The 23,240-nt window shown below is 60.4% G+C and carries 21 protein-coding genes; 11 read left to right on the top strand and 10 right to left on the bottom strand.

Annotated elements, in window-relative coordinates; translation table 11 throughout:
• The first annotated feature begins 111 nt into the window (after positions 1-111).
• Both HKK55_RS13555 and HKK55_RS13560 read left to right on the top strand, forming a co-directional pair.
• Complete coding sequence (locus HKK55_RS13555) at positions 112-510, top strand: MerR family DNA-binding transcriptional regulator (protein WP_169355156.1); 399 nt, start codon at positions 112-114, stop codon at positions 508-510.
• A 12-nt stretch (positions 511-522) separates the two neighbouring features.
• The gene (locus HKK55_RS13560) at positions 523-1,422 is read left to right on the top strand and encodes a hydroxymethylglutaryl-CoA lyase (protein ID WP_169355157.1); all 900 of its coding nucleotides are present in this window, start codon (positions 523-525) and stop codon (positions 1,420-1,422) included.
• 548 nt (positions 1,423-1,970) lie between these two features.
• Here the strand turns inward: HKK55_RS13560 and HKK55_RS13565 are convergent.
• Positions 1,971-3,653 (bottom strand): AMP-binding protein, encoded by a 1,683-nt coding sequence (locus HKK55_RS13565; protein WP_169355158.1) that lies wholly within the window; start codon positions 3,651-3,653, stop codon positions 1,971-1,973.
• Positions 3,654-3,826: 173 nt separating this feature from the next.
• On the opposite strand from HKK55_RS13565, the gene HKK55_RS13570 reads away from it, so the two are divergent.
• The 4 genes from HKK55_RS13570 to HKK55_RS13585 are packed head-to-tail and all read left to right on the top strand — an operon-like array spanning position 3,827 to position 9,372.
• Positions 3,827-4,990 (top strand): isovaleryl-CoA dehydrogenase, encoded by a 1,164-nt coding sequence (locus HKK55_RS13570; protein ID WP_169355159.1) that lies wholly within the window; start codon positions 3,827-3,829, stop codon positions 4,988-4,990.
• Positions 4,991-5,003: 13 nt separating this feature from the next.
• Complete coding sequence (locus HKK55_RS13575; protein ID WP_169355160.1) at positions 5,004-6,611, top strand: carboxyl transferase domain-containing protein; 1,608 nt, start codon at positions 5,004-5,006, stop codon at positions 6,609-6,611.
• Positions 6,612-6,625: 14 nt separating this feature from the next.
• A complete protein-coding gene (locus HKK55_RS13580; RefSeq protein ID WP_169355161.1) occupies positions 6,626-7,432 on the top strand; it encodes a gamma-carboxygeranoyl-CoA hydratase in 807 nt (268 codons plus the stop codon).
• Positions 7,429-9,372, top strand: a complete 1,944-nt coding sequence (locus tag HKK55_RS13585) for an acetyl/propionyl/methylcrotonyl-CoA carboxylase subunit alpha (protein WP_169355162.1) — start codon at positions 7,429-7,431, stop codon at positions 9,370-9,372. The genes HKK55_RS13580 and HKK55_RS13585 overlap by 4 nt, the downstream gene beginning before the upstream one ends.
• Here the strand turns inward: HKK55_RS13585 and HKK55_RS13590 are convergent.
• Positions 9,369-10,016: a LexA family transcriptional regulator gene (locus HKK55_RS13590; RefSeq protein WP_169355163.1), complete on the bottom strand. Its 648-nt coding sequence runs from the start codon at positions 10,014-10,016 to the stop codon at positions 9,369-9,371. The two genes, HKK55_RS13585 and HKK55_RS13590, sit on opposite strands and share 4 nt — an antisense overlap.
• A 129-nt stretch (positions 10,017-10,145) precedes the next feature.
• On the opposite strand from HKK55_RS13590, the gene HKK55_RS13595 reads away from it, so the two are divergent.
• Complete coding sequence (locus HKK55_RS13595; protein WP_169355164.1) at positions 10,146-10,493, top strand: DUF3077 domain-containing protein; 348 nt, start codon at positions 10,146-10,148, stop codon at positions 10,491-10,493.
• 480 nt (positions 10,494-10,973) lie between these two features.
• On the top strand, positions 10,974-12,125 hold the full coding sequence (locus tag HKK55_RS13600; protein ID WP_169355165.1) for a carboxypeptidase family protein: 1,152 nt from the start codon (positions 10,974-10,976) through the stop codon (positions 12,123-12,125).
• A gap of 22 nt (positions 12,126-12,147) precedes the next feature.
• On the opposite strand, the gene HKK55_RS13605 is transcribed toward HKK55_RS13600, so the two are convergent.
• Positions 12,148-13,608, bottom strand: a complete 1,461-nt coding sequence (locus HKK55_RS13605) for a hypothetical protein (protein WP_169355166.1) — start codon at positions 13,606-13,608, stop codon at positions 12,148-12,150.
• Between the two features lie 72 nt (positions 13,609-13,680).
• On the bottom strand, positions 13,681-14,148 hold the full coding sequence (locus HKK55_RS13610; RefSeq protein WP_169355167.1) for a helix-turn-helix domain-containing protein: 468 nt from the start codon (positions 14,146-14,148) through the stop codon (positions 13,681-13,683).
• A 97-nt stretch (positions 14,149-14,245) separates the two neighbouring features.
• Between HKK55_RS13610 and HKK55_RS13615 the strand changes: the two genes are divergently transcribed.
• Complete coding sequence (locus tag HKK55_RS13615; RefSeq protein WP_169355168.1) at positions 14,246-15,445, top strand: MFS transporter; 1,200 nt, start codon at positions 14,246-14,248, stop codon at positions 15,443-15,445.
• A gap of 3 nt (positions 15,446-15,448) precedes the next feature.
• Here the strand turns inward: HKK55_RS13615 and HKK55_RS13620 are convergent, their stop codons facing one another.
• The gene (locus tag HKK55_RS13620; protein ID WP_169355169.1) at positions 15,449-15,988 is read right to left on the bottom strand and encodes a cytochrome b; all 540 of its coding nucleotides are present in this window, start codon (positions 15,986-15,988) and stop codon (positions 15,449-15,451) included.
• Positions 15,985-17,067 carry a catalase family peroxidase gene (locus tag HKK55_RS13625; RefSeq protein WP_169355170.1) on the bottom strand — a complete coding sequence of 361 codons (1,083 nt, stop codon included), beginning with the start codon at positions 17,065-17,067 and terminating at the stop codon, positions 15,985-15,987. Before HKK55_RS13625 ends, HKK55_RS13620 begins: the two co-directional genes overlap by 4 nt.
• A gap of 168 nt (positions 17,068-17,235) precedes the next feature.
• On the opposite strand from HKK55_RS13625, the gene HKK55_RS13630 reads away from it, so the two are divergent.
• Positions 17,236-17,742, top strand: a complete 507-nt coding sequence (locus tag HKK55_RS13630; protein ID WP_169355171.1) for a sigma-70 family RNA polymerase sigma factor — start codon at positions 17,236-17,238, stop codon at positions 17,740-17,742.
• A complete protein-coding gene (locus tag HKK55_RS13635) occupies positions 17,739-18,488 on the top strand; it encodes an anti-sigma factor (RefSeq protein ID WP_169355172.1) in 750 nt (249 codons plus the stop codon). Before HKK55_RS13630 ends, HKK55_RS13635 begins: the two co-directional genes overlap by 4 nt.
• On the opposite strand, the gene HKK55_RS13640 is transcribed toward HKK55_RS13635, so the two are convergent.
• The 4 genes from HKK55_RS13640 to HKK55_RS13655 are packed head-to-tail and all read right to left on the bottom strand — an operon-like array spanning position 18,485 to position 23,240.
• Positions 18,485-19,441, bottom strand: a complete 957-nt coding sequence (locus HKK55_RS13640; protein WP_178128882.1) for a spore coat U domain-containing protein — start codon at positions 19,439-19,441, stop codon at positions 18,485-18,487. The two genes, HKK55_RS13635 and HKK55_RS13640, sit on opposite strands and share 4 nt — an antisense overlap.
• Positions 19,442-19,485: 44 nt before the next feature.
• Positions 19,486-21,879: a fimbria/pilus outer membrane usher protein gene (locus HKK55_RS13645; RefSeq protein WP_169355174.1), complete on the bottom strand. Its 2,394-nt coding sequence runs from the start codon at positions 21,877-21,879 to the stop codon at positions 19,486-19,488.
• A gap of 48 nt (positions 21,880-21,927) precedes the next feature.
• Positions 21,928-22,713 (bottom strand): molecular chaperone, encoded by a 786-nt coding sequence (locus HKK55_RS13650; RefSeq protein WP_169355175.1) that lies wholly within the window; start codon positions 22,711-22,713, stop codon positions 21,928-21,930.
• Positions 22,714-22,739: 26 nt separating this feature from the next.
• Positions 22,740-23,240, bottom strand: coding sequence for a spore coat U domain-containing protein (locus HKK55_RS13655; protein WP_169355176.1), 501 nt, complete (start codon positions 23,238-23,240; stop codon positions 22,740-22,742).

Below are 23,240 nucleotides of genomic sequence, written 5' to 3' on the forward strand. Positions count from 1 at the left end.
CCTGTGGCGAGCGGGCTTGCCCGCGTTGGGCTGCGCAGCAGCCCCATTCACCTTGACGTATACGTCAACCAACCATTAGCTTAACGCCCAAGACATTCCTTGAGCGCCCCCATGAGTACGACCTACAGCATCTCCGACCTTGCCCGCGAGCTCGACATCACCACCCGCGCCATTCGCTTCTATGAAGAGCAAGGCCTCCTGTCCCCCGAGCGCCGGGGCCAGGAGCGTATCTATTCGCCACGGGACAAGGTCAGCCTCAAATTGATCCTGCGGGGCAAGCGCATCGGTTTCTCCCTGGCCGAATGCCGTGAGCTGATCGAACTCTACGACCCTGCCAGCGGCAATCAGAAACAGCTGCACAGCATGCTGGTGAAAATCACCGAGCGCCGCGAACAACTGGAACAGCAGATGCTCGACATCGAACAGATGAAGCTGGAACTCGACACTGCCGAAGAGCGCTGCACCCAGGCGCTTGAACAGACCATTCAAAGCCAGGTTGGCCATTCATAAAAGGTAGCTGCCATGTCCCTTCCCTCTCATGTGCGCCTGGTGGAAGTCGGCCCTCGCGACGGTTTGCAGAACGAAGCACAGCCCATCAGCGTCGCTGACAAGGTCAAGTTGGTAGACGCCCTGACGGCTGCAGGTTTGAGCTATATCGAGGTCGGCAGTTTTGTCTCGCCCAAGTGGGTGCCACAGATGGCGGGTTCTGCCGAGGTTTTTGCGCAAATTCAGCGCAAGCCCGGGGTGACTTATGGTGCCTTGGCGCCGAACCTTCGCGGGTTTGAAGATGCATTGGCAGCGGGGGTCAAGGAGGTTGCGGTGTTCGCGGCAGCGTCCGAGGCGTTTTCACAGCGCAATATCAATTGCTCCATCAGTGAAAGCCTGGAACGCTTCGCACCGATCATGGCAGCGGCCAAACAACATGGCGTCAGCGTGCGCGGTTATGTGTCGTGTGTGCTGGGTTGTCCGTATGAAGGCGAGATAGCGCCGGAACAAGTCGCAGCGGTGGCACGCGAGCTGTTTGCCATGGGCTGCTATGAAGTATCACTGGGCGACACCATTGGCACCGGCACGGCGGGCGCGACACGGCGGATGTTCGAGGTCGTTGGCGCCCAGGTGCCACGGGACAAGCTGGCCGGGCATTTCCATGACACCTATGGCCAGGCGATCGCCAATATCTACGCCAGCCTGCTGGAAGGCATCCAAGTGTTCGACAGCTCTATTGCCGGCCTCGGCGGCTGCCCATACGCCAAGGGCGCCAGCGGTAACGTGGCCACCGAAGACGTGCTGTACCTGCTCAATGGGCTGGGTATCGAAACCGGAATCGATATGGAGCGATTGATCCTGGCAGGCCAGCAGATCTGTTCCGTACTGGGCCGCCCGACAGGTTCACGAGTGGCCAAGGCCCGCAGCGCGAGCTAAGTAGCGTTTCTGTGACGATGTGTTACCGCACCACTACACATCGAGTAACACGGGAACATATTGAATCGCTTTGACGCGGTGGCAATTTTGACAAAAAAACCAACTTATTGATTTTAAACACTTTTTAAAAGTTGGCACGGCTTCTGCTATCTCTATGGCATAACAAGAATAAAAAGCACCAAACCTAATAAAAATAAGACGTAACGACTCTGACATAACAAAAACAACACGGCAGAGACGCAGCTAACAGATTTTTTTGGAGAAGATGTGCTTCGCAGGGTACGGCAGATGCCGCCACTCGCAACCGGGCAGAGAACAATAAAACTACCTCAAGGTAGTTACCCACTGGTTGGATCGCGTGCGAAGAAGCAAATCAGCGCTCAAAAAAATACGTTTGCTCTTGACCCCGGATGGGGGTCGCCAAAAACAGCGGTAAAGGGCCACGGTTACTAAAAACAACAATAGACCGCCCCTCAATAATAAAAAAAGAGCACGTAACAACAAATTAAAGGGGAGCTTCGGCTCCCCTTTGTGCTTTCCGGGTTTCCTCAATCCCCTTCCCGCAGCTCCTCGATCGTGATCTCGCGCATGCGAAACTTCTGAATCTTGCCGGTCACCGTCATCGGAAACTCTTCGACAAACTTGAAGTGCTTGGGCGTCTTGAAGTGCGCGATCCGACCCTTGCACCAAGTTTGCAGCTCCAGCTCATTGGCAACATGGCCGGGATGGAACTTGATCCAGGCGACAATTTCCTCGCCATAACGCGCATCCGGAATGCCGATGATCTGCACATCCGCCACCGCCGGATGGGTGAAGAAAAACTCTTCCAGCTCCCGTGGGTACACGTTCTCGCCACCGCGAATGATCATGTCCTTGTTGCGTCCGACGATGCACACGTAGCCCTGCTCATCCATGGTCGCGAGGTCGCCGGTGTGCATCCAGCCTGCATCGTCGAGGGTGTCGCGAGTGCCTTCGGGGTTGTTCCAATAGCCCAACATCACGCTGTAGCCGCGGGTACACAGTTCGCCGATCTGACCTCGAGGCACGATGTTACTGGCGGCGTCGATGATCTTGCTTTCCAGTTGCGGCTGAGTGCGGCCAACCGTAGTGACCCGCAGCTCCAGGCCGTCATCCGGCCCGGTCTGCAGTGACACCGGGCTGGTTTCGGTCATGCCATAGGCAATCTGCACCTCGCTCATGTGCATCTCGCTGATGACCCGGCGCATCACCTCGATAGGGCAGGTAGAACCGGCCATGATCCCGGTACGCAGGTATGACAGGTCGAATTCGGCGCGGCGCGGATGATCAAGCATGGCGATAAACATGGTAGGCACGCCGTACAGGCCGGTAGCCCGCTCTTCGGCGACGGCAGTCAGGGTCAGCAGTGGGTCAAAACCGTCGCTGGGGTAAATCATGGTGGTGCCGTGGGTGATGCAGCCGAGGTTGCCCATGACCATGCCGAAGCAGTGATAGAGCGGCACCGGAATAACCAGGCGATCGTGCGCTGTAAGGCCCAGGCTTTCGCCGACCATGTAGCCGTTGTTGAGAATGTTGTGGTGACTGAGGGTGGCGCCCTTGGGGAAGCCGGTGGTGCCGGAGGTGTACTGGATGTTGACGGCTTGATCGAAGTGCAGGCTGGCCTGGCGAGTGTGCAACTGCTCTGGCGGGATGCCCGCGCCGATGGCCGACAACTGTGACCAGGGCAGGAATCCCGAGGGCGGTCGCGGGTCGAGACTGATCACGCCACGCAGTTCGGGCAACAGGTCGCAGCGCAATTCGCCGATGGACTGCTCCGCCAGCTCTGGCACCAACGCCTGGAGCATCCCGTGGTAATCGGAGGATTTGAACGAGCCGGCGCAGACCAGCCATTGGCAGCCGGATTGCTTGAGTACGTATTCCAACTCGCTGCTGCGGTACGCCGGGTTGATGTTGACCAGAATCACCCCAAGCTTGGCGCTGGCCACCTGGCTGATGCACCACTGGGCACAGTTGGGAGCCCAGATGCCGAGGCGATCCCCGGTCTGCAACCCCAATGCCAGCAGGGCACGGGCGTGCAGGTCGACAGCGTCAGCCAACTGCCGCCAGGTGTAACGCAGGTGTTGGTGACGCACCACCAGCGCTTCGCCCTCGGGGTATGCGGCGACGGTGCGATCGAACGCCCCGCCAATGGTTTCAGCCAGCAAGGCCTTGTCCCGGGAACCACGGCTGTAGCTCTGATTCGGTTGTTGCATAACGACCCCTATTGTCTTTTTTGTAGGTGGACGGTGCTCTGCGCCGAGCGTGCTTGACGTTAACGTAAACTACGATTGACAGCCACGCAACGCAAGCTTACGTTAACGTAAAGGTGAGCGCCCTCCTCCGCGCAATCAGCCCACACAACAACAAAGCTTAAAGGTGCCCGTCCATGAGTTATCCCTCCCTGAACTTCGCCCTCGGTGAAACCATCGACATGCTGCGCGATCAGGTGCAGTCCTTTGTTGCCAAGGAGCTGGCACCCCGCGCCGCGCAGATCGACATCGACAATCTGTTCCCCGCCGACATGTGGCGTAAGTTCGGCGACATGGGCCTGCTGGGCATCACCGTCCCGGAAGAGTACGGCGGCGCCGGCCTGGGTTACCTGGCCCATGTGGTAGCCATGGAGGAGATCAGCCGTGGCTCGGCCTCGGTGGCCCTGTCCTACGGCGCTCACTCCAACCTGTGCGTCAACCAGATCAACCGCAACGGCACTCACGAACAAAAACTCAACTACCTGCCCAAACTGATCAGTGGCGAGCATATCGGCGCCCTGGCCATGAGTGAGCCGAATGCCGGTTCCGACGTGGTGTCGATGAAGCTGCGCGCCGACAAACGTGGCGACCACTACGTCCTCAACGGCAGCAAGACCTGGATCACCAACGGCCCCGACGCCAACACCTATGTGATCTATGCCAAGACCGACCTGGAAAAGGGTGCTCACGGCATTACTGCCTTTATCGTCGAGCGCGACTCCAAAGGCTTCAGTCGCAGCAGCAAATTCGACAAGCTGGGCATGCGCGGCTCCAACACCTGCGAACTGTTTTTCGATGACGTGGAAGTGCCCGAAGAAAACATCCTCGGCGTGCTCAACGGTGGCGTGAAAGTGCTGATGAGCGGCCTCGATTACGAGCGCGTGGTGCTGTCCGGCGGCCCTACCGGGATCATGCAGGCCTGTATGGACCTGATCGTTCCGTATATCCACGACCGCAAGCAGTTCGGCCAGAGCATCGGCGAGTTCCAACTGATTCAGGGCAAGGTCGCCGACATGTACACCCAACTCAACGCCAGCCGCGCGTACCTCTACGCCGTCGCCCAGGCCTGCGAGCGTGGCGAAACCACCCGCAAGGATGCCGCCGGGGTGATCCTCTACAGCGCCGAACGCGCCACGCAAATGGCCCTCGACGCGATCCAGATTCTCGGCGGTAACGGCTACATCAATGAATTCCCCGCAGGACGTCTGCTGCGTGACGCCAAGTTGTATGAAATCGGCGCCGGCACCAGCGAGATTCGGCGCATGTTGATTGGTCGCGAACTGTTTAACGAAACCCGCTGACGGAGCGCGATCCATGGCCACTCTGCATACCCAGCTCAACCCGCGCTCGGCGGAATTCGCCGCCAACAGCGCGGCGATGCTCAAGCAGGTCGACGCCCTGCACACCTTACTCGCCCATGTACAGCAAGGCGGCGGTGCCAAGGCCCAGGAGCGTCATACCTCACGGGGTAAACTGTTGCCTCGAGAGCGCATCAATCGCCTGCTTGATCCAGGCTCGCCGTTCCTCGAACTCAGCCAACTGGCCGCTTATCAAGTGTATGGCGAAGACGTACCAGCCGCCGGAGTGATCGCCGGGATCGGCCGGGTCGAAGGCATCGAGTGCATGATCGTCGCCAACGATGCCACGGTAAAAGGCGGCTCCTATTACCCGTTGACGGTAAAAAAACACCTGCGCGCGCAAACCATCGCCGAGCAGAATCGCCTGCCATGTATCTACCTGGTGGACTCTGGCGGCGCCAACCTGCCCCGCCAGGATGAAGTGTTCCCGGATCGCGAGCACTTCGGGCGGATCTTCTTCAACCAAGCCAACATGAGCGCTAAAGGCATCCCGCAGATTGCCGTGGTGATGGGCTCCTGCACTGCCGGTGGCGCCTACGTGCCGGCCATGGCGGACGAAGCGATCATGGTCCGCCAGCAAGCAACCATCTTTCTCGCCGGCCCACCGCTGGTCAAGGCGGCGACCGGTGAAATAGTGAGCGCCGAAGAACTGGGCGGTGCCGATGTGCATTGCAAGATTTCCGGGGTGGCCGACCACTATGCCGACAGCGATGAACATGCCTTGGCATTGGCCCGACGCAGCGTGGCCAACCTCAACTGGCGTAAACAGGGGCAGTTACAACAACGCGCACCTGTGGCGCCGCTGTACAGCAGTGAGGAGCTGTATGGCGTGATTCCGGCTGACGCCAAGCAGCCGTTCGACGTGCGGGAAGTTATTGCCCGCCTGGTGGACGGCTCGGTCTTCGATGAGTTCAAGGCGCTGTTCGGCACCACGCTGGTGTGCGGCTTCGCTCACCTGCATGGCTACCCGATTGCGATCCTGGCCAACAACGGCATCCTCTTCGCCGAGGCGGCGCAAAAAGGTGCGCACTTTATCGAGCTGGCCTGTCAGCGCGGGATTCCGCTGCTGTTCCTGCAAAACATCACCGGGTTCATGGTTGGCCAGAAATACGAAGCCGGTGGTATTGCCAAGCACGGCGCCAAGCTGGTGACAGCCGTAGCCTGTGCCAAGGTACCGAAGTTCACCGTGATCATCGGCGGCAGCTTTGGTGCCGGTAACTACGGGATGTGCGGTCGCGCCTATGACCCACGCTTCTTGTGGATGTGGCCCAACGCACGCATCGGCGTGATGGGTGCCGAACAGGCCGCCGGCGTGCTGGTGCAGGTCAAGCGTGAGCAGGCCGAACGCGCGGGCCAAGCGTTCAGTGCACAGGAGGAAGCTGCCATCAAGCAGCCGATCCTCGACCAGTACGAAACCCAAGGCCACCCTTACTACTCCAGCGCTCGCTTGTGGGACGACGGCGTCATCGACCCGTTGCAGACCCGCGACATACTGAGCCTGGCCTTGTCCGCCTCGCTGAATGCCCCCATCGAGCCGAGCCGCTTCGGCGTGTTCCGCATGTAAATGGAGCTGCACCCATGAGCGATTTCAATACGCTGGAACTGGTGACCGACGCCCGTGGCTTTGCCACCTTGTGGCTCAGTCGCGAAGCAAAGAACAATGCCTTCAATGCCGAGATGATCCGCGAGTTGATCATTGCCCTGGATCAAATCCAGGGCAACCCGGCCCTGCGCTTCCTAGTGCTGCGTGGACGCGGCAAGCACTTCAGCGCCGGCGCGGACCTGGCCTGGATGCAGCAGTCGGCCGAGCTGGATTACCACACCAATCTGGATGACGCCCGGGAACTGGCAGAGTTGATGTACAACCTCGCCAAGCTGAAGATCCCGACCCTGGCCGTGGTTCAGGGTGCGGCCTACGGCGGAGCCCTGGGCTTGATCAGTTGCTGCGACATGGCCATTGGCGCCGACGATGCGCAGTTCTGCCTGTCAGAGGTGCGCATTGGCCTGGCGCCAGCGGTGATCAGTCCGTTTGTGGTCCAGGCCATCGGCGAGCGTGCAGCCCGGCGCTACGCCCTGACGGCGGAGCGTTTTGGCGGCCAGCGCGCGCGGGAGATCGGACTGCTCGCGGAAAGTTACCCGGCCGACGAGCTGGACCGCCACGTCGAACAGTGGATTGCCAACCTGTTGCTCAACAGCCCGGCGGCCATGCGTGCCAGCAAGGACCTGCTGCGGGAAGTCGGCCATGGTGCCCTCACCCCGGCCCTGCGCCGCTATTGCGAAAATGCCATTGCGCGCATCCGCGTCAGTAGCGAAGGCCAGGAAGGCCTGCGGGCCTTTTTGCAGAAACGAGCGCCCAGTTGGCAGTCTCAGGAGCCGCGTTCATGAGTTCACCCGTTCTTAACACCGTGTTGGTGGCCAATCGCGGCGAAATCGCGTGTCGGGTCATGCGCACCGCCAAGGCCATGGGCTTGACCACCGTCGCAGTCCACAGTGCCACGGACCGCGATGCACGCCACAGCCGTGAGGCCGATATCCGCGTCGACCTCGGCGGCAGTAAAGCCGCCGACAGCTACCTGCAAATCGATAAACTGATTGCGGCGGCCAAGGCCAGTGGCGCCCAGGCGATTCATCCCGGATATGGCTTTCTCTCGGAGAACGCCGGGTTTGCCCGCGCCATTGAAGCCGCCGGCCTGATCTTTCTCGGCCCGCCCGCCTCGGCCATTGACGCCATGGGCAGCAAATCCGCCGCCAAGGCGCTGATGGAAACCGCTGGCGTACCGCTGGTGCCCGGCTACCACGGCGAAGCCCAGGACCTGGAGACTTTCCGCCAGGCTGCGGAGCGCATTGGTTACCCGGTGCTGCTCAAGGCCACCGCCGGCGGTGGCGGCAAGGGCATGAAGGTGGTCGAGGACGTCAGCCAACTGGCCGAAGCCCTGGCCTCGGCGCAGCGTGAAGCGCTGTCGTCCTTTGGCAATGCGCAGATGTTGGTAGAGAAGTACCTGATCCAGCCGCGCCACGTGGAGATCCAGGTGTTTGCCGATCAACACGGCCACTGCCTGTACCTCAACGAACGCGACTGCTCGATCCAGCGCCGCCACCAGAAGGTGGTCGAGGAAGCCCCGGCCCCCGGCCTCAGCCCTGAGCAACGCAAAGCCATGGGGGAAGCCGCCGTGCGTGCGGCCCAGGCCATCGGTTACGTCGGCGCCGGGACCGTAGAGTTCCTGCTGGATGCCCGGGGCGAGTTTTTCTTCATGGAAATGAACACCCGGTTGCAGGTAGAGCACCCGGTGACTGAAGCCATCACCGGCCTCGACCTGGTGGCCTGGCAGATTCGTGTCGCCCTGGGCGAGCCGCTGCCGATGACGCAGGAGCAGGTGCCACTGCTGGGGCACGCCATTGAAGTGCGGTTGTACGCCGAGGACCCGGGCAATGATTTTCTGCCGGCCACCGGGCATCTCACGCTGTACCGCGAATCCAAGCCAGGCCTGGGCCGTCGCGTGGACAGCGGTGTCGAGCAAGGGGACAGCGTCTCGCCCTTCTACGACCCGATGCTGGGCAAGCTGATTGCCTGGGGGGAGGATCGCGAGCAGGCGCGACTGCGACTGCTGAGCATGCTGGATGAATTCGCCATTGGCGGGCTGAAGACCAACCTGGGGTTTCTGCGGCGCATCATTGGCCATCCAGCCTTTGCGGCAGCGGAATTGGATACCGGGTTTATTCCCCGCTATCAGGACGAGCTGCTGCCGGCGGCCAGCGAGTTGAGCGACGAGTTCTGGCAGGCCGCAGGCGTTGGTTTCATGCAGAGTCGAGCCGCCAAGGTGCGCGAAGATGATCCGGCTTCACCTTGGGCCACGAGCAATGGCTTTCGTCCTGGCCTGCCCGCTGAGACATCGTTGCATTTGAGCTGCAATGGCCAGGATCGTCTGGTGGCGTTACAAGCCTCAGGGCCCCAATTAAGGGGAGAACAGTTGGTGATCGAACAGAACGGCGTGCGCCGCTCACACTTGGCCGTGCGGGGCGAGGACGTGCTGTTTCTGCGCTGGGGCGACGAGATGCACAGCATCACCCTGTTTGATCCGATTGCCGCCGTCGAGGCCAGCCAGTCTCATCAGGGTGGCCTGACGGCCCCAATGAACGGCAGCATCGTGCGGGTGCTGGTGGAAATCGGGCAAGTGGTTGAGGCCGGGGCACAACTGGTGGTACTGGAAGCCATGAAAATGGAACACAGCATCCGCGCGCCCCATGCCGGTGTGGTCAAGGCGCTGTATTGCCAGGAAGGCGAAATGGTTGCCGAGGGGAATGCATTGGTGGAACTGGCGGATTAAAACTTCGCAACCGCCTGCACCACCACACCGATGATTCGGCACTCAGCGCTGAACAGCATTTTGGGATAGGTCGGGTTGAGCGGTACCAGGTAAAGCTGGCCGCTCTCCTCCATCAATTTGCGCAAGGTCGCCTGGGCACTGAAAGCCCATTGTGCGACCACCAGTTTGCCGGGCTCGGGCTTAATCGCCGGGTCCACCAGGATCATCATGCCCTCGCTGATGCTTGGGCCGCTGGGCGCCGTCATCGCATCGCCCGCCACCCGCAACCAGAACGCCGCGCCCCGAGCATGGTAGTCACTCAACTCGAAACGGGTAGCTCCGTAGGGCGTACGTTCTTCCCGCACCTCGCACACTCCTTTCCAGTCGCTCACCGGGTAACGGAAATACGGGTTGTATTGTTCCGTCAGCGGCAGTTCGTCTTCCGCCATCTCGGCGCTTTTTGGGCGGACGACCAATGCTACTTCAAGCCCCCCCAAACCAAGTTCCTCCATCACCCGATTCATGTCGGCAATGCTTGGCTCGCGGCGCTTGTTCAGCCAATGACCAATGCCGCCCTGAGACATGCCCAGGCGCTCGGCCAGTTGATCCTGGGTGATCTTGCGGTCCTTCATGTTGGCTTTGACCAACGCTATCCATTTATCCATGGGGCCTGACAATACGGTGTGTATTCACAGCCACAATAAACAGTTTGTAGTAATCAATCAAAAGACATAAATACAACTCGTACTATTATCAAGCTCAGGCATTCGACACCCACCCAGAGTACCGACCTCATGACGACACCCCCGGATCACCTGCCCCGCGCGCCCGACGAAGATGAGCTGCTATTCCTGTACAGCAGTGGTGCTGCCCAGCGTGCGCTCGACTATTACTTGAAAGAGGATGTAACTGGACCTGCCATCGATGACACCTTGTTTGAGGTCAAGAACGATGTCAGCGACGAAGAAGCCCTGGTTCACGCCTCTGACCTGCTGCGAAGTGCGGCCGCCACGGCTTATGAGGCGGCGAACAGCGCCCAAGGCAATACCCGGGATCTGGCGTTTTCGGTGGTGTATTTGATTGATATGGCCAAGGCCATGGTAGAGCGATTGCTGCATGTACCGGCCCGGGACAATCGATAGCCGTACACGCTGCACAAAGACGCAAAGGAAAATATTTCTATCCTGCGGATAAAAACATTTGACTTGCAAATGATAATGATTATTATTGCATCAGCTGATCGCGAGATCAGTCGATAGACCAAGGGACCTTAGGTCGGACTCTTGGAATATCTCCTCATCAGGCTAATCACGGTTTTTGACCCGGCTCTTTGGCCGGGTCTTTTTTTTGCCAGTTTTTCTGGCATGGCTTCAGGCTAATGAAGACTGTGTGTTGCTTGATGGCGCGCATGGTAGCAAAAGACCATCGCCGAAAGAAAGCCAAACGAGCGCTCTAGTCCGGATCTTTCGAAAATAGCACTTGAGAATCAATCTCATAGATTCTAAGCTGCTGCGGCGTCATGGATGACGCCCCCTTCCTGCACCGCAACAATTTGCCCCCCGGGTTCCCCCCGCTCCTGTGTAAAATGTCCGCCACAACAATCATACTCAGGCAACCAGACTATGACCGTGGCCTTGACCTCCATCAAAATCAGCACCGACTTCGACAGTGGCAATATCCAGGTCCTCGACGCCAGCGATGCCTATCAGTTGCTGCTGGCCATCAAACCCGATACCCGCAGCCAGCATTTCCAGTGGTTCCACTTCAAGGCTGAAGGTATGCACATTGGTCACACTCATACGTTCCGCCTGAGCAACGCCGGCCAGTCGTCCTACAAACACGCCTGGAGCGGCTACAACGCCGTTGCGTCCTACGATCACATCAACTGGTTTCGGGTACCCACCCGTTTTGATGGCGAAACCCTGCACATCAATCTGCAGCCCCAGGAAAAACAAGCCTGGATTGCCTATTTCGAGCCCTACAGCCGTGAGCGTCATGATGGGTTGATCGAGCAGGCGCTGAATCGCGCCGGTACGCAATTACTGGCTACAGGTAAAAGTGTCGAAGGCCGTGATATCCAGTTGTTACGTCGAGGTAACGGTGATGCCGCCAAGCGTAAGGTCTGGATCATTGCCCAGCAGCATCCCGGCGAACACATGGCCGAGTGGTTCATGGAAGGCATCATCGAGCGCCTGCAACAAGATGGCGATGATGAACTGAAAAAACTCCTGGCTTCTGCCGACCTGTATCTGGTGCCGAACATGAACCCGGACGGTGCCTTTCACGGACACCTGCGCACCAACGCCATGGGCCAGGACCTCAACCGCGCATGGCAGAGCGCAAGCCAGGAGATCAGCCCGGAAGTGCTGTTCGTCCAGCAGCAGATGGAAAAGTACGGCGTCGACCTGTTCCTGGATATCCATGGGGACGAAGAGATCCCCTACATCTTCACCGCCGGCTGTGAAGGCAATCCTGGCTACACGCCTCGCATCGAACAGTTGGAAAAACACTTTCGCAGCCACCTGAGTGCCCTGACCCGCGATTTCCAGACCGCCCACGGCTACACCCGTGACTTACCGGGCGAAGCCAATATGACCCTGGCCTGCAACAGCGTCGGCGAAAAGTTCGACTGCCTGTCCCTGACCCTCGAGATGCCCTTCAAGGACAACGACGATGCGCCCAACGCGCACACCGGTTGGTCCGGCAAGCGCTCGATGCAGTTGGGCAAGGACGTGCTGAGTACCGTGGCGGATATAGTCGACCACCTGCGCTGAGCCCTGGCCCCGTACCGGCGACTTAACGCTTGCTTGAACCGGCCACCGAAATCAACACGGTCACCGGTTCAAGCCAATTGCCCACGGACCGATCCAATACCTTGAGTTTGAGTTCTCCACTGAACAGCCGATCGGGCAGCGAAGGGTTGTCTTCGCGATGGTATTCAATCGCCAGGTACACATCACCACCCGCCGCACATTCGACCGTCGCGTTCATTGGCGTCAGCAACCCTGGGCACTCGCCAACCCAGCGCACGCCGCGAAAATAGACATCGCTCTCACGCCCTTGTGCATCCTTGAGCCTGACCGTAAGCAGGGTGTAACCCGTTCCTGCGGGTATCAGCTTGACCGGGCCATTGGCTACCGACAGCGCCACAAATCCCACCAATCCTGGTTGCGGCCGCACGATGCTGAACTGCGCAGTGACATCGGCGGTGCCCGCGAGGATTAGCCGCTGCCCCACGGGCGCTCGGGAATAAGCGGCCATTTGGGGGGCCATTTCACGCCAGGTCAACGCCATGTTTGCGGTACCTGCATCGCCCAGAGGCAGCCCATGTTCATCACGGAGAAGGGGATTGGAGTAGTACGGATCATCATTACCACACAAAATGGTGGCCGACTTGCCGTTGTCGTAGCCAAAACGTGGCACCCACTGGTGATCGTCCGGATCATCGCCGTAGCAGTGTTCACCTCCCGCGTTGTGCCCGATTTCATGACGAAACGCCGTCGCCGAGCGAGCGCGCTGCACCGTGCCACGACCATAGATATAGGCCCACCCGGAGGCGTCCCACAGGGTACCGACAAAGAATGCCGCCACCAGATCCGCGCCGGACGATGCCATGCCTTGGGCGAAGATAGTTTGCACCTGGTCCAGGGTGTCGACCGTCACCCTGCGGTCAGCATCGACAATCTGAACCCCGGCCAAACGCACCTCAACTCCCTGCACTTGAGAATTACGCAACCCCACATTCACCGTCTCGACCTGTGCCAGAGCAAACGCCAATGGATCAACCAACCAGTCCGCGGATTGGCGGGAGAACCCGACAAGCACGTCAACGATCTGCAACCCGCCGGTCTTCGCTGCCGGCCTGACGGGCTTGGCCACTTTAAGCGTATCGGCGCTTCTGAAGTTTTCATCACCCGACTCGGTAAAACTGCGTTTGCCCGTGGCACTGATCTGCAACACACCGCGCTTGCCGGGCTCATCCACCAACGCCGTCATCGCCCCATCCAGGCCATGGACAACGACCAGGGAACCACGCCTGTTATCTGGCATCCGCAGGGTGCCACTTTCGACCCGGTAGCCCTGGATGACCTGCGACGAAGCGCGCTCAAACACCGCCGGTGCAATCACACTGGCATAAGCTTCGACGCCGCCCGCCGGCGGCAGCGGCGAATGGACACAACCCGAAAGCCCAGCGGCCAGCAGGCCGAAGAACAGGATGGAAAACGCATGACGAGCGAGACGAACGAACGAGGACATGGCAGGCTCCCAGGTAACCAGCCCTCATGAAATGCCTGCCAGGCTGTAAAATCTACTGTCATTTCTGACAGTTCAGAGCGCTTCCGGATGACCGGTTGTCACAGGCACGCGCCGACAATCTTGCGGCCCTAGCAGCCGGCCATCCGCCGACCGTAACTGCAACATTGCCACAGGCTCACCCTGCTCGCGGTCCACGATCATCGAATGCGCGTCCCCTTCCCCATAGAAAAACCCTTCGCCCCACTGGCGCAAACCGATGATGACGGTGAATAAGCCGTTACCCTTTTCCGTCAATACGTACTCCTGATACGCACTGCCATCCGACGCCGGCACGACCTCGAAAATCCCGTGAGCCACCAGGCTGCGCAAGCGCGTGGACAGAATGTTCTTGGCCATGCCTAGGCTGCGCTGAAACTCGCCAAAACGCCGAATGCCATCAAAGGCATCGCGAATAATCAGCAGCGACCAGCCATCACCAATCGCATCCAACGAGCGCGCCACCGGGCATTCGGCGTTTTCAAAGCGGGTGAGCTTGACCATGGGCGCGCCTGTCTTCAATAAAATGTAGTTGCAATATAAAACCAGAATACCTACCGTACAACTAGTTTCAATTTAAAACCAGAATGGATAAGCCCTCATGTCTAGCTCCCCTTTAAGTGGCCCCGTGGTGCTGCTGTTCGCCATTGCCTGCGGCCTGTCGGTGGCGAATGTCTACTACGCCCAACCCTTGCTGGATGCCATGGCTGACACCTTTGCCCTGGACCACGCCACCGTCGGCATCGTGATCACGCTGACCCAGATTGGCTATGGCGTAGGCCTGGTGCTGCTGGTGCCTCTGGGAGACTTGCTCAACCGACGACGCTTGATCGTCGGCCAACTGCTGCTGTCGACCTTTGCGGTGTTGCTGGTGGCGTTCTCTTCCAACAGCTTCTTGTTGCTGGCAGGCATGGCCTTGACCGGCCTGCTGGCGGTGGTCACGCAAACCCTGGTGGCCTTTGCCGCCAACCTGGCACGGCCAGAGCAACGTGGGCATGTGGTGGGCCTGGTCACCAGCGGCATCGTGGTTGGCCTGCTGCTCGCGCGTACGGTCTCAGGTGCCATGGCGGACCTGGCAGGCTGGCGCTCGGTGTACCTGTTGTCAGCGGGGTTGACCTTGCTGATGGCGCTGTTGCTCTGGCAAGTCTTGCCTGCGACCGAGCAGCCGCGAGCCACCGACTCCTATGCCCAACTGATCCGTTCAGTGTTCAGCTTATTCAAGCAAGAAAAAGTACTGCGAGACCGCGCGGTCCTGGCCTTTCTGATCTTTGCCGCCGGCACGGTGCTGTGGACGCCACTGGTACTGCCCTTGAGCGCCCCGCCGCTGTCGCTGTCCCACACACAAATCGGATTGTTCGGACTCGCAGGTGCAGCCGGTGCGCTCGGTGCCGCCCGCGCCGGGCACCTGGCCGACCGCGGCTTCGCACAGTGGACCAGCGGTGGCGCACTGATCCTGATGCTGGTGTCCTGGCTGGCAATCGGCTTTACCCAGTCATCCCTGTGGGCATTGTTACTCGGTGTAATTACTTTCGACCTGGGCCTGCAAGCCGTCCATGTCACCAGCCAGAGCCTGATCTACAGCGTGCGCCCCGAAGCCCAGAGCAGGCTGGCGGCCGGCTACATGCTGTTCTATTCGGTGGGCAGTGCGTTGGGGTCGGTAGGCTCGACGGTGATGTACGCGTGGGGAGGATGGATCGGCGTGTGCGGCCTGGGCGCAGCCATTAATCTACTGGCGCTGATCTACTGGCTGGCCACCTTGGGCCCCGCACCGGCTGCACAGTCTCAGCCGGTGCAGAGCTAGGCTTCAGTCCTTGGTGCCGGTCATGCTTTGCAGCACGCCATCGCGGCGGATCAGGCCATGGAACAACGCCGCCGCCAAGTGCAATAGCACCGTCAGAAACAGTAGATAGGCAAGAAGTCCATGAGCCTTGCGCAGCACCGCAAACAGCTGCGCATTGGCCGGGACCAGCGCTGGCAGTTGCAGGGAACTGCTGAGCATCACCGGGTCGCCCGCCGCCGAGATCATCGCCCAACCCAGCAGCGGCAACACCAGCATCAAACCGTATAGCACCCAATGAGATGCCTTCGCCGCCAGCACTTGCCAGAGCGGCAAATCAGCGGGCAATGGCGGCTGACGAGTGGAAAAACGCACCACCAACCGTACGATCACCAGGGCCAGAATGGCGATCCCCAAAGGCTTATGCAGGTGGATCAGCCATTCGTGCCGTTCCGACACCGACGCCGCCATACCCGCGCCAATAAACAACATGGCAATGACCATCAATGCCATCAGCCAATGCAGCAGCCGCGCCAAGGGGGCGAAATACCGAGGTTGAGCATTCATGGCTTCGACTCCTGAGGGGCGCTGGGCAACTGGCTGACTTCACTGGTGCGACGCAAGTAGGAACTGGCGTAGGCCGCCGAACGTGCTGCCAGCAGCGGGTCATTCGAGGCTTCAATACCGCTTGGCAGGATCAATGGATCAAAGTTGATATCGCGGCAATCGCCATCGAGTTGAGGCTGGCTGCTTTCCAGTACCAGAGTCCCGGCGTTCAACACTTTGTGTTCGCCGGTCCAGGCCTTGCTGGCGTCGTCGACCGGGTCTCCAGGGTTGGCCAGGGTGACGTTCAACTGCCAACGCAGCGGCCCCGCAACCAGACGTTGCGTCAGGTCTTTCTCCAGGAAGTCACTGCCCTGCGGCGCTGCGGCACCGGGTGCGTCCTGGCTCTGCGGCACCACGCCCCAGCGTACGGCCTGGCGCTGGCCACTGGCGTTCACCAGATAAAACGCATTGATGCTGTTATAGGTTTCGGTGGCATAACTGGCCGACGGCTTGGCGGTCTTGACCCAGGCCAGGAACGACGCGGTCTCCGGATGGGAGGCGAAGAAAGCCGGCATACTGGCCGGGTTCGGCTTGCCGGTGGCCGGGTCCGGTGCACCGGCCTTGAGCATCTGGAAAAACGCCTCAGGCGTGCCCACTGGGAACACCGGCATGCTGTTCATCCCGGTACGCCATTGCTGGCCGTTGGCCAAGCTGAACTGCAAGGCAAAACTGCGCAAGGGCACGCTGCTGTCCGGCGCATAAGGGTTGCCACTGGGCAAGGCAAAACGGCCGATGATTGGCGTGCGCGCCTCGCTGAACACCTGGGCACTGGAATACTGGCGCGCCTCATTGCTGCTCTCGAAATAACCCGCCACGCACACACCCTTGGAATGGTTACGCCGGTAACCAGGGTGCACGCCATTATTGGTTTCCAGCGCATTGACCAGCGTCTTGGGACGCAACCGCTGTGGGTCCAGGGTACCGTTGACGTAGGCAAAAGCCCCCGCCGCAACCGCGACCACCACCCCGATGCTGGCTAACCGAACGATCAGGCTTGCGGTGCTCAGCGGCGGGCGTGGCGGTGATGAGTGATCTACCATGAAAAACTCCAGGGCCAAGGGCCTCAGGTGCGAAAATATAAGGTCGGAGCATTAGGACGAACGCCAACTCCCTCTATTCCCTGGCCTACTGTTTATTTTTAATGGCCTGGAATAACCTTCGACGTCGGACGTCTCCCTAGTCCCAGCGTAGTGACTAGCCAGAATCCCATGCACGAACTCGACGAACAGTTACGTGAACTCATCCCCAGGCTTCGGCGTTTTGCCGTGTCCCTGACACGCCAATCCAGCAGCGCCGATGATCTGGTGCAGGCCAGCCTTGAACGGGCGATCATCCGTTGGGCCGACAAACGCCCTGAAGGCGACCTGCGGGCCTGGTTGTTCTCGATCCTCTACCGGCAATTCCTCGACGCTCACCGCCGTTCGCGGCGCTATACACGAATGCTGGAGTTCTTCACTGGCCGGGATGACACCCAGCCCTCGACGGAACGTACCGTCATGGCTCAATCGACCCTGCAAGCCTTCGATCAACTAAGCACCGAGCAGCGCGCCCTGCTGCTCTGGGTCTCGGTCGAAGGCCTGAGCTACAAAGAAGTCGCCGACATCCTCGATGTGCCCATCGGCACCGTGATGTCTCGCCTGTCCCGCGCACGCCAGGCCTTGCGCCAACTCAGCGACGGCGAAATCACCAGCCCTTCCCTGCGGATACTCAAATGATCAGCCTGCCTCCCAGCGAACGCGATTTGCACGCCTACGTCGATCACCAACTGCTGGAGTCCGATCGGCGCCTGCTCGAAACCTGGCTGGCGGCCCAGCCCGATGTGGCAGCCCAGGTCCAGGCGTGGCAGCAGGATGCGCAACACCTGCGCGCGTCTTTAAGCGGCGCGCTGCAACAACCGGCCAACCCCGACCTGGACCCCGCGTTGATTCGCCAGCGGATCAAGCACCAATCCCGTCGTCACCTCGCAACTGCCGCCGTGCTGCTAATTGCCGTCAGCATCGGCGGCCTGAGTGGTTGGCAGGCACGGCAGATGACCCTGAGCACCGTACTCCCGATGACCGACGCCATGCAGGCGTACCGCATGTTCGCCCAGGACGGCATCCTGCCCGCCGACTACAACGTGCAAGGCAACGGCGACATGCAAGCCTGGCTCGATCGCTACTTCACCCAGGCCCACCGCCTGCCGGACTTGAGCCAGGCTGGGTTCAAGGCGGTCAGCGGACGCCTGCTCACCACCGACCAAGGCGCGGCGGCCATGGTGCTGTACGAGGATAAGCAGGGCCGACGCATCAGCTTCTACATCCGGCCACCGGGACCGCAGAACAAGCTGCTGCCCCGTGGCAGCAGCAGTGCCGATGGGCTACAGGCCGAATACTGGTCCGGCGACGGTTATAACTATGCGATGGTCAGCCCGTCAGATGAGCCGGTCACCCAGATGCTGAAACAGACGGTAGGGTTCTAGAAACCCACGTCCAACACCACATTATCGATATACGTTCCCCCCGGCGGGGTGTTCTGGTCGGTATAGATCTTGGCGTTGTAGTTGAAGATCTGGCTACCGGTACCCAGGCCATTGCCCGGATTGACCTCAGCGGTGGAGCTGGCACGGCGCGCCGTCGACACGCTGCCCCAACGGGTCGTAGTGGCGCTCTTGAAGATGTCATAAGCCAGCAGGTTGCTGCCGGAGATCATCTGTCGCCGCCCGCCCACGCTTACCGGGTTCTGGCCGTCACTCAGGCCCACGGTGTAGGCACTGCCCTTGGTACAGGCGATGTTGATGGTCTGGCCGGTCACCGCGGCGAAGCCACTGACCACCGGTGCGCTGCCAAAACTGATATTGGGCGCGGTGATCTGGCAGTCGTTGGTCACGGTCATGCTGACAGTGAGGCTGGCGGTGCCGGTGCCGATATCCCGCAATATGCAAAGCGAGCCAACCCCCAGTGCCGAGCAATAGTTCCAGCTCCAGAAGATACTCAACGTTTCGCTGTAGACCCCGGCCGCAACGTTACTGCCGGTAATGCTGCTCAGGTAGATCGGTACAGTCTTGTTGCCTGGTCCGGAGACCAGCCCCAGGCTTTGGGCAATGTTGTTGCTGGCAAAGTCGAACTGGGCCCCGCGGGTGATCGGGAAACTGGTGCTGTTATTGGCGTAAATCGTATAACCGATGACATCACCCGTGGGGCCGACCATGCCGCTGGTGGCCGAGGTGATCGTCGCATAGAAGTGATCGCTGGCCGCCAGTAAGGAGATCAGCGTAGGCCCGCATCTCAGCCCGGCATTGGTGGTCGAGCTGGCCTGGGCCGCCGTGCGCACCGTCATCGAACTCACCAGGCCGAAGCCCACCGGCACGGTCGACACCACCGAGCAAGCCGCCTGCACCTGTGTCGTAAAACCCAGGCTTGCCAGCAACGCCAGTGAGTACCACCCTTGCTTGAACCGCACGTCCACACTCCTTCACTTTATTGACAAACCAGCGGGCCAATCAGCGGCACCTGTTCTTGCTTGATGTCCAGATCGAACGTCGCCTGGCAGGTATGGCCTTCGCCCACAGTCACCCGCAACGTGTTGTGCTCTGCCAAGCCCTCCAGGTAGACCAGGCCATCCCAGCCCACCACCGCCTGCGCACCGCTTTGCTCATGCTGCACCAGGCTGCCCAGAGGCAGATCCTGATGCTTGGCATCCACCAGCGTGATACTGGCCGCAATGACCCGGCGCACCGGAAACTCCAGCACATAGCCACTGCCCCGACGAACCGCGACGCGTTGTTCAACCTGCGGGGTTTGCACGTTGGACGGCAGGTTCAACGGGTCGATTTCATACTTGGCGCGGTAATAGGCGCTGCTCCAGGGCACCAGCAAATGCCCGTTGCGGTCGGTTTCCCCCACCTTCTGGTTCTCGTAGAGCACCGGCACGCCGGCGAAACCATCGGTACTGACCACCACAAAGGCGTCATTGACCCGATTGGCCGCGAAGACTTGCTTGTCCATCCATACCAGCGAGCCGCTGGCGTCCGCCCAACGGGTTTGTGCATTGCTGCTGCCATACACGCCAGCCTGCAATTGCACCGACTGCAAGCGCCACGTCAGGTCGGCCTGGCGATAGGCCGGGCCGTCGCCATGGGCGTAGCCGAGGTTGTAGCCCACGCCGCCGTCGGTGGGGACCGCACGGCTGTAGTTGACCCGCTGCCGGTTTTCCCCGGCCTGGCTACGCTCGTTGCTCAGGCTCAGGCTGCCGTACATGTCGAAGGGGATCACCAGTTGCGCCTGCATGGCCCAATTGCTGTCGCCGATCTCGCGGTTGGCGGACAGGTAGAAACTGGTGTTGTGCCACAGCTGTTTACTCCAGGTCAGGTTCAACAATCGTGTGCGCGAATCATCGGCCGCCTGCACATCAAAATAGCCGGCACCAATGCTGCCGTAACTGTCCAGGTTCAAGCTCAGCGTCACTTGTTCGCTGCGCTTGCTGAGGCTGGCGTAAGGCGTGTCAACCAGGGTCAGGTCGGCGTACTGGTCACGACGCTGGACCCGCTGGTACGACAGGCTGTAGCGCTGACTGCTGTACTGATAGCCCAGGCTCAGCTGCTGGCCTTTCTCACCCTCGAATTGGCTTTGACTGAGGGCTGTGTTGAGCACACCAAAGTTGCCCAGCCGCAGGTTGCCGCCCACGCCGCCCAGGGTCAGGGAGTTGGAAGCTTCGGCATGGCTCTCCAGGGTGAAGGTGTCCGATAGCCCGTAACGAAAACTGCCACTGGCCACGCCCGGGCCGTAGCCAAAATCCTTCACGGTGTAATCCCGGCGCAGATTACCGGCGGCCACCGAAAAATCCGACAAGCCTTTTTGCAGCAGCGTACTGGTGACGTAGAACGGCACGGTGGTCGAAACCTGCCGACCCAGGGCATCCGTAGTGACCACCACCGCTTCGCCTGCACCGTTGATAAACGGAATATTGGTCAGGGTGTAGGGCCCGGGCTGCAGGTCGGCACTGCTGGACTTATAGCCGTTGATAAACAGGTCCACCGACGACGGTACAGCCGCCTCACCGGCGAACTGCGGCAAGGGGTAGGTCACCAGGTCCGGGCGCACGGCAAAATCCCGGGACAGTTGTACGCCACCCAGGCGCACCGAACTGCTCCAGGGCAATGCGCCGCTGATCACGTCGCCAGCCTCGTAAGTCAGCAGCCGCTCATCGTCGGAGAAACGCCAGGTGGTGTCATAGCGCCGGTAGCCATTGTTCAGGGTGCTGCCTTCCACCTGGGAGCCAATGGTGCTGCGGTATTGGCCGGTGTTGGACAGCGTGCCCCAGGTGTCAAACAGCCGGACTTCGTTCCAGACAGCCAGGTAGGTCCCACTGTCGTCAGTGTCGTTGAGGTAAGCGTCATAGTTGAGCAAGGCGCCAAAACTGGTCATCGACTGGGTGCGCGGGTAGTTGTTGCGGTTGCCGATGAACTGATCCGGCAACCAGGCCGGCGGCACATCCAATAGCAAGCGCTGGCCCTGGCTGTCGTAGTCACTATGCAGCCCGGGGAGGCTGTCGAGGGCGACTTCTTCGCCCACGCTCGCCGGCAGCTTCATACCAACATCACGTAAGGTGGCCGCCGGTAGAAACATCCGCCCGGCGCGCTGATTGACAGCGACCACCCGGCCGGTGTCGAGTTGGTTGACCACCAGTCCCAAAAACAACTGTGCATCGGCAACAGCCTCCATATTGCCGGGGGGCGGCGGCAATGCGGCAGCCACGCCCCAAGGCGCAAATACCAGGCTACACAGACCACTCACCACCAACACCGAACGCCACAGATAACGAGCCCGATCATGGCTCAGCAAGGCTTTGTGTCCGTCACTGGACATCTCCATCCTATTGAAACCAGGGACTGCTCCTGCATCACGCCCCAGGCCGTGGCGTTACCGCCCCGGCGCAATGTTCTCTACATTTGTTGCCCCGTTGATCCGGACCTGCAACGGCTGGTCAGCCGCTACTGCATCCGGAATCGGCCAGCGCATGGTCGCGCCCGGCAACACGTATCCCAGCAAACCGTCCACGAGGGGCCGAGGCTGACCGCCCTGCTTGAACGCGGCGTCGGTCAGACGGGCATGCACCGCGCCCTGGTTGCGCATCTCCACATAGTTACGTCCGGCGACAGTGACCTTTTTCCAGCTCAGATCTGGCTTGCCCGCGCCTTTCGGGTCTCGCTGGCGGGTGCTGTCGTCCTTGCTCCACAGCCCCGGGCCATAGGCGAACAAGGGCACCGAATAGCGCATCTGAAAGCGGATGGCAGCGGCCGTCTTGCCATCGGTCGGTGGCGCAACCGGCGTTGCAGAAGGGATTTCATCGATAATGATCCGATAGGCCATCTCCTGGCCCGGCGGCACTTCCCGGGTGCGGGTCAGGCGTACCAATTGCTTCTGCCCCGGTTCGATCTTGGCCACCGGCGGGCTACCAATCACGTCGCGCTGGTTCTGGTATTGATCATCAAACCCGCTCTGGCTCCAGGCAAATACACGGATTTGCAGGTTGGCCGTCTCGGTGCCACGGTTTTCCAGCCACAACGCGCTGGCCTGTTGATCCGCTTCCAGCACCGGATCAATCGGCCAGATCAGCACTGAACTCGCGGCCTGAACCTTTCCTACGCCCAGCGCCACCAGCCCGATAAAACCTGCAACCCATAACCGCCGGGAAGCTGAATACATAGACCCCACTCCTTATGCCAATCGCCTTACCACGACAGCTGCACCTGCAGCACGTCGCTGTACGTCCCCCCAGGCTGATTACCCGGTAACTGCACCCGTCCGTAAATCGGCAGGGTGATGGTGTTGGCGTTGCTGTAAGCCACGCTGACACTTTGACTGATCCCCAGGCTCTGGCTCAGGGCCGCGTCCTGAAATAGCTGATACGCCACCAGGGCACTGCCGCTATTGAGCTGCATGTGCCGGCCGCTGCTATTGTGCAAGCCACCGTCAACGCTCATGTTCAGGGTGACCCCCGGCGTACATTGCAAGGTCACCCCACCGCTCAGCGCCACAGACACGGTGCTGGTGGACAACGCCGAATAGGTGCCGAAGGTCAGGCTGCCGTAGTTCGACCCGCCGCCCACTACCAGGCAACCTGGGGTAATCGTCGCGCTGACCTGGAAAGTCTGACTGGTGACCGCCAACAGCGACAACGGCGTCCACCAGCCAATAACCACCGCCGCCGTCGTATACCAGATGCCCTTCAT

Origin of the sequence: Pseudomonas sp. ADAK18 (assembly GCF_012935695.1) — a bacterium.
Taxonomy (GTDB): Bacteria; Pseudomonadota; Gammaproteobacteria; order Pseudomonadales; family Pseudomonadaceae; genus Aquipseudomonas.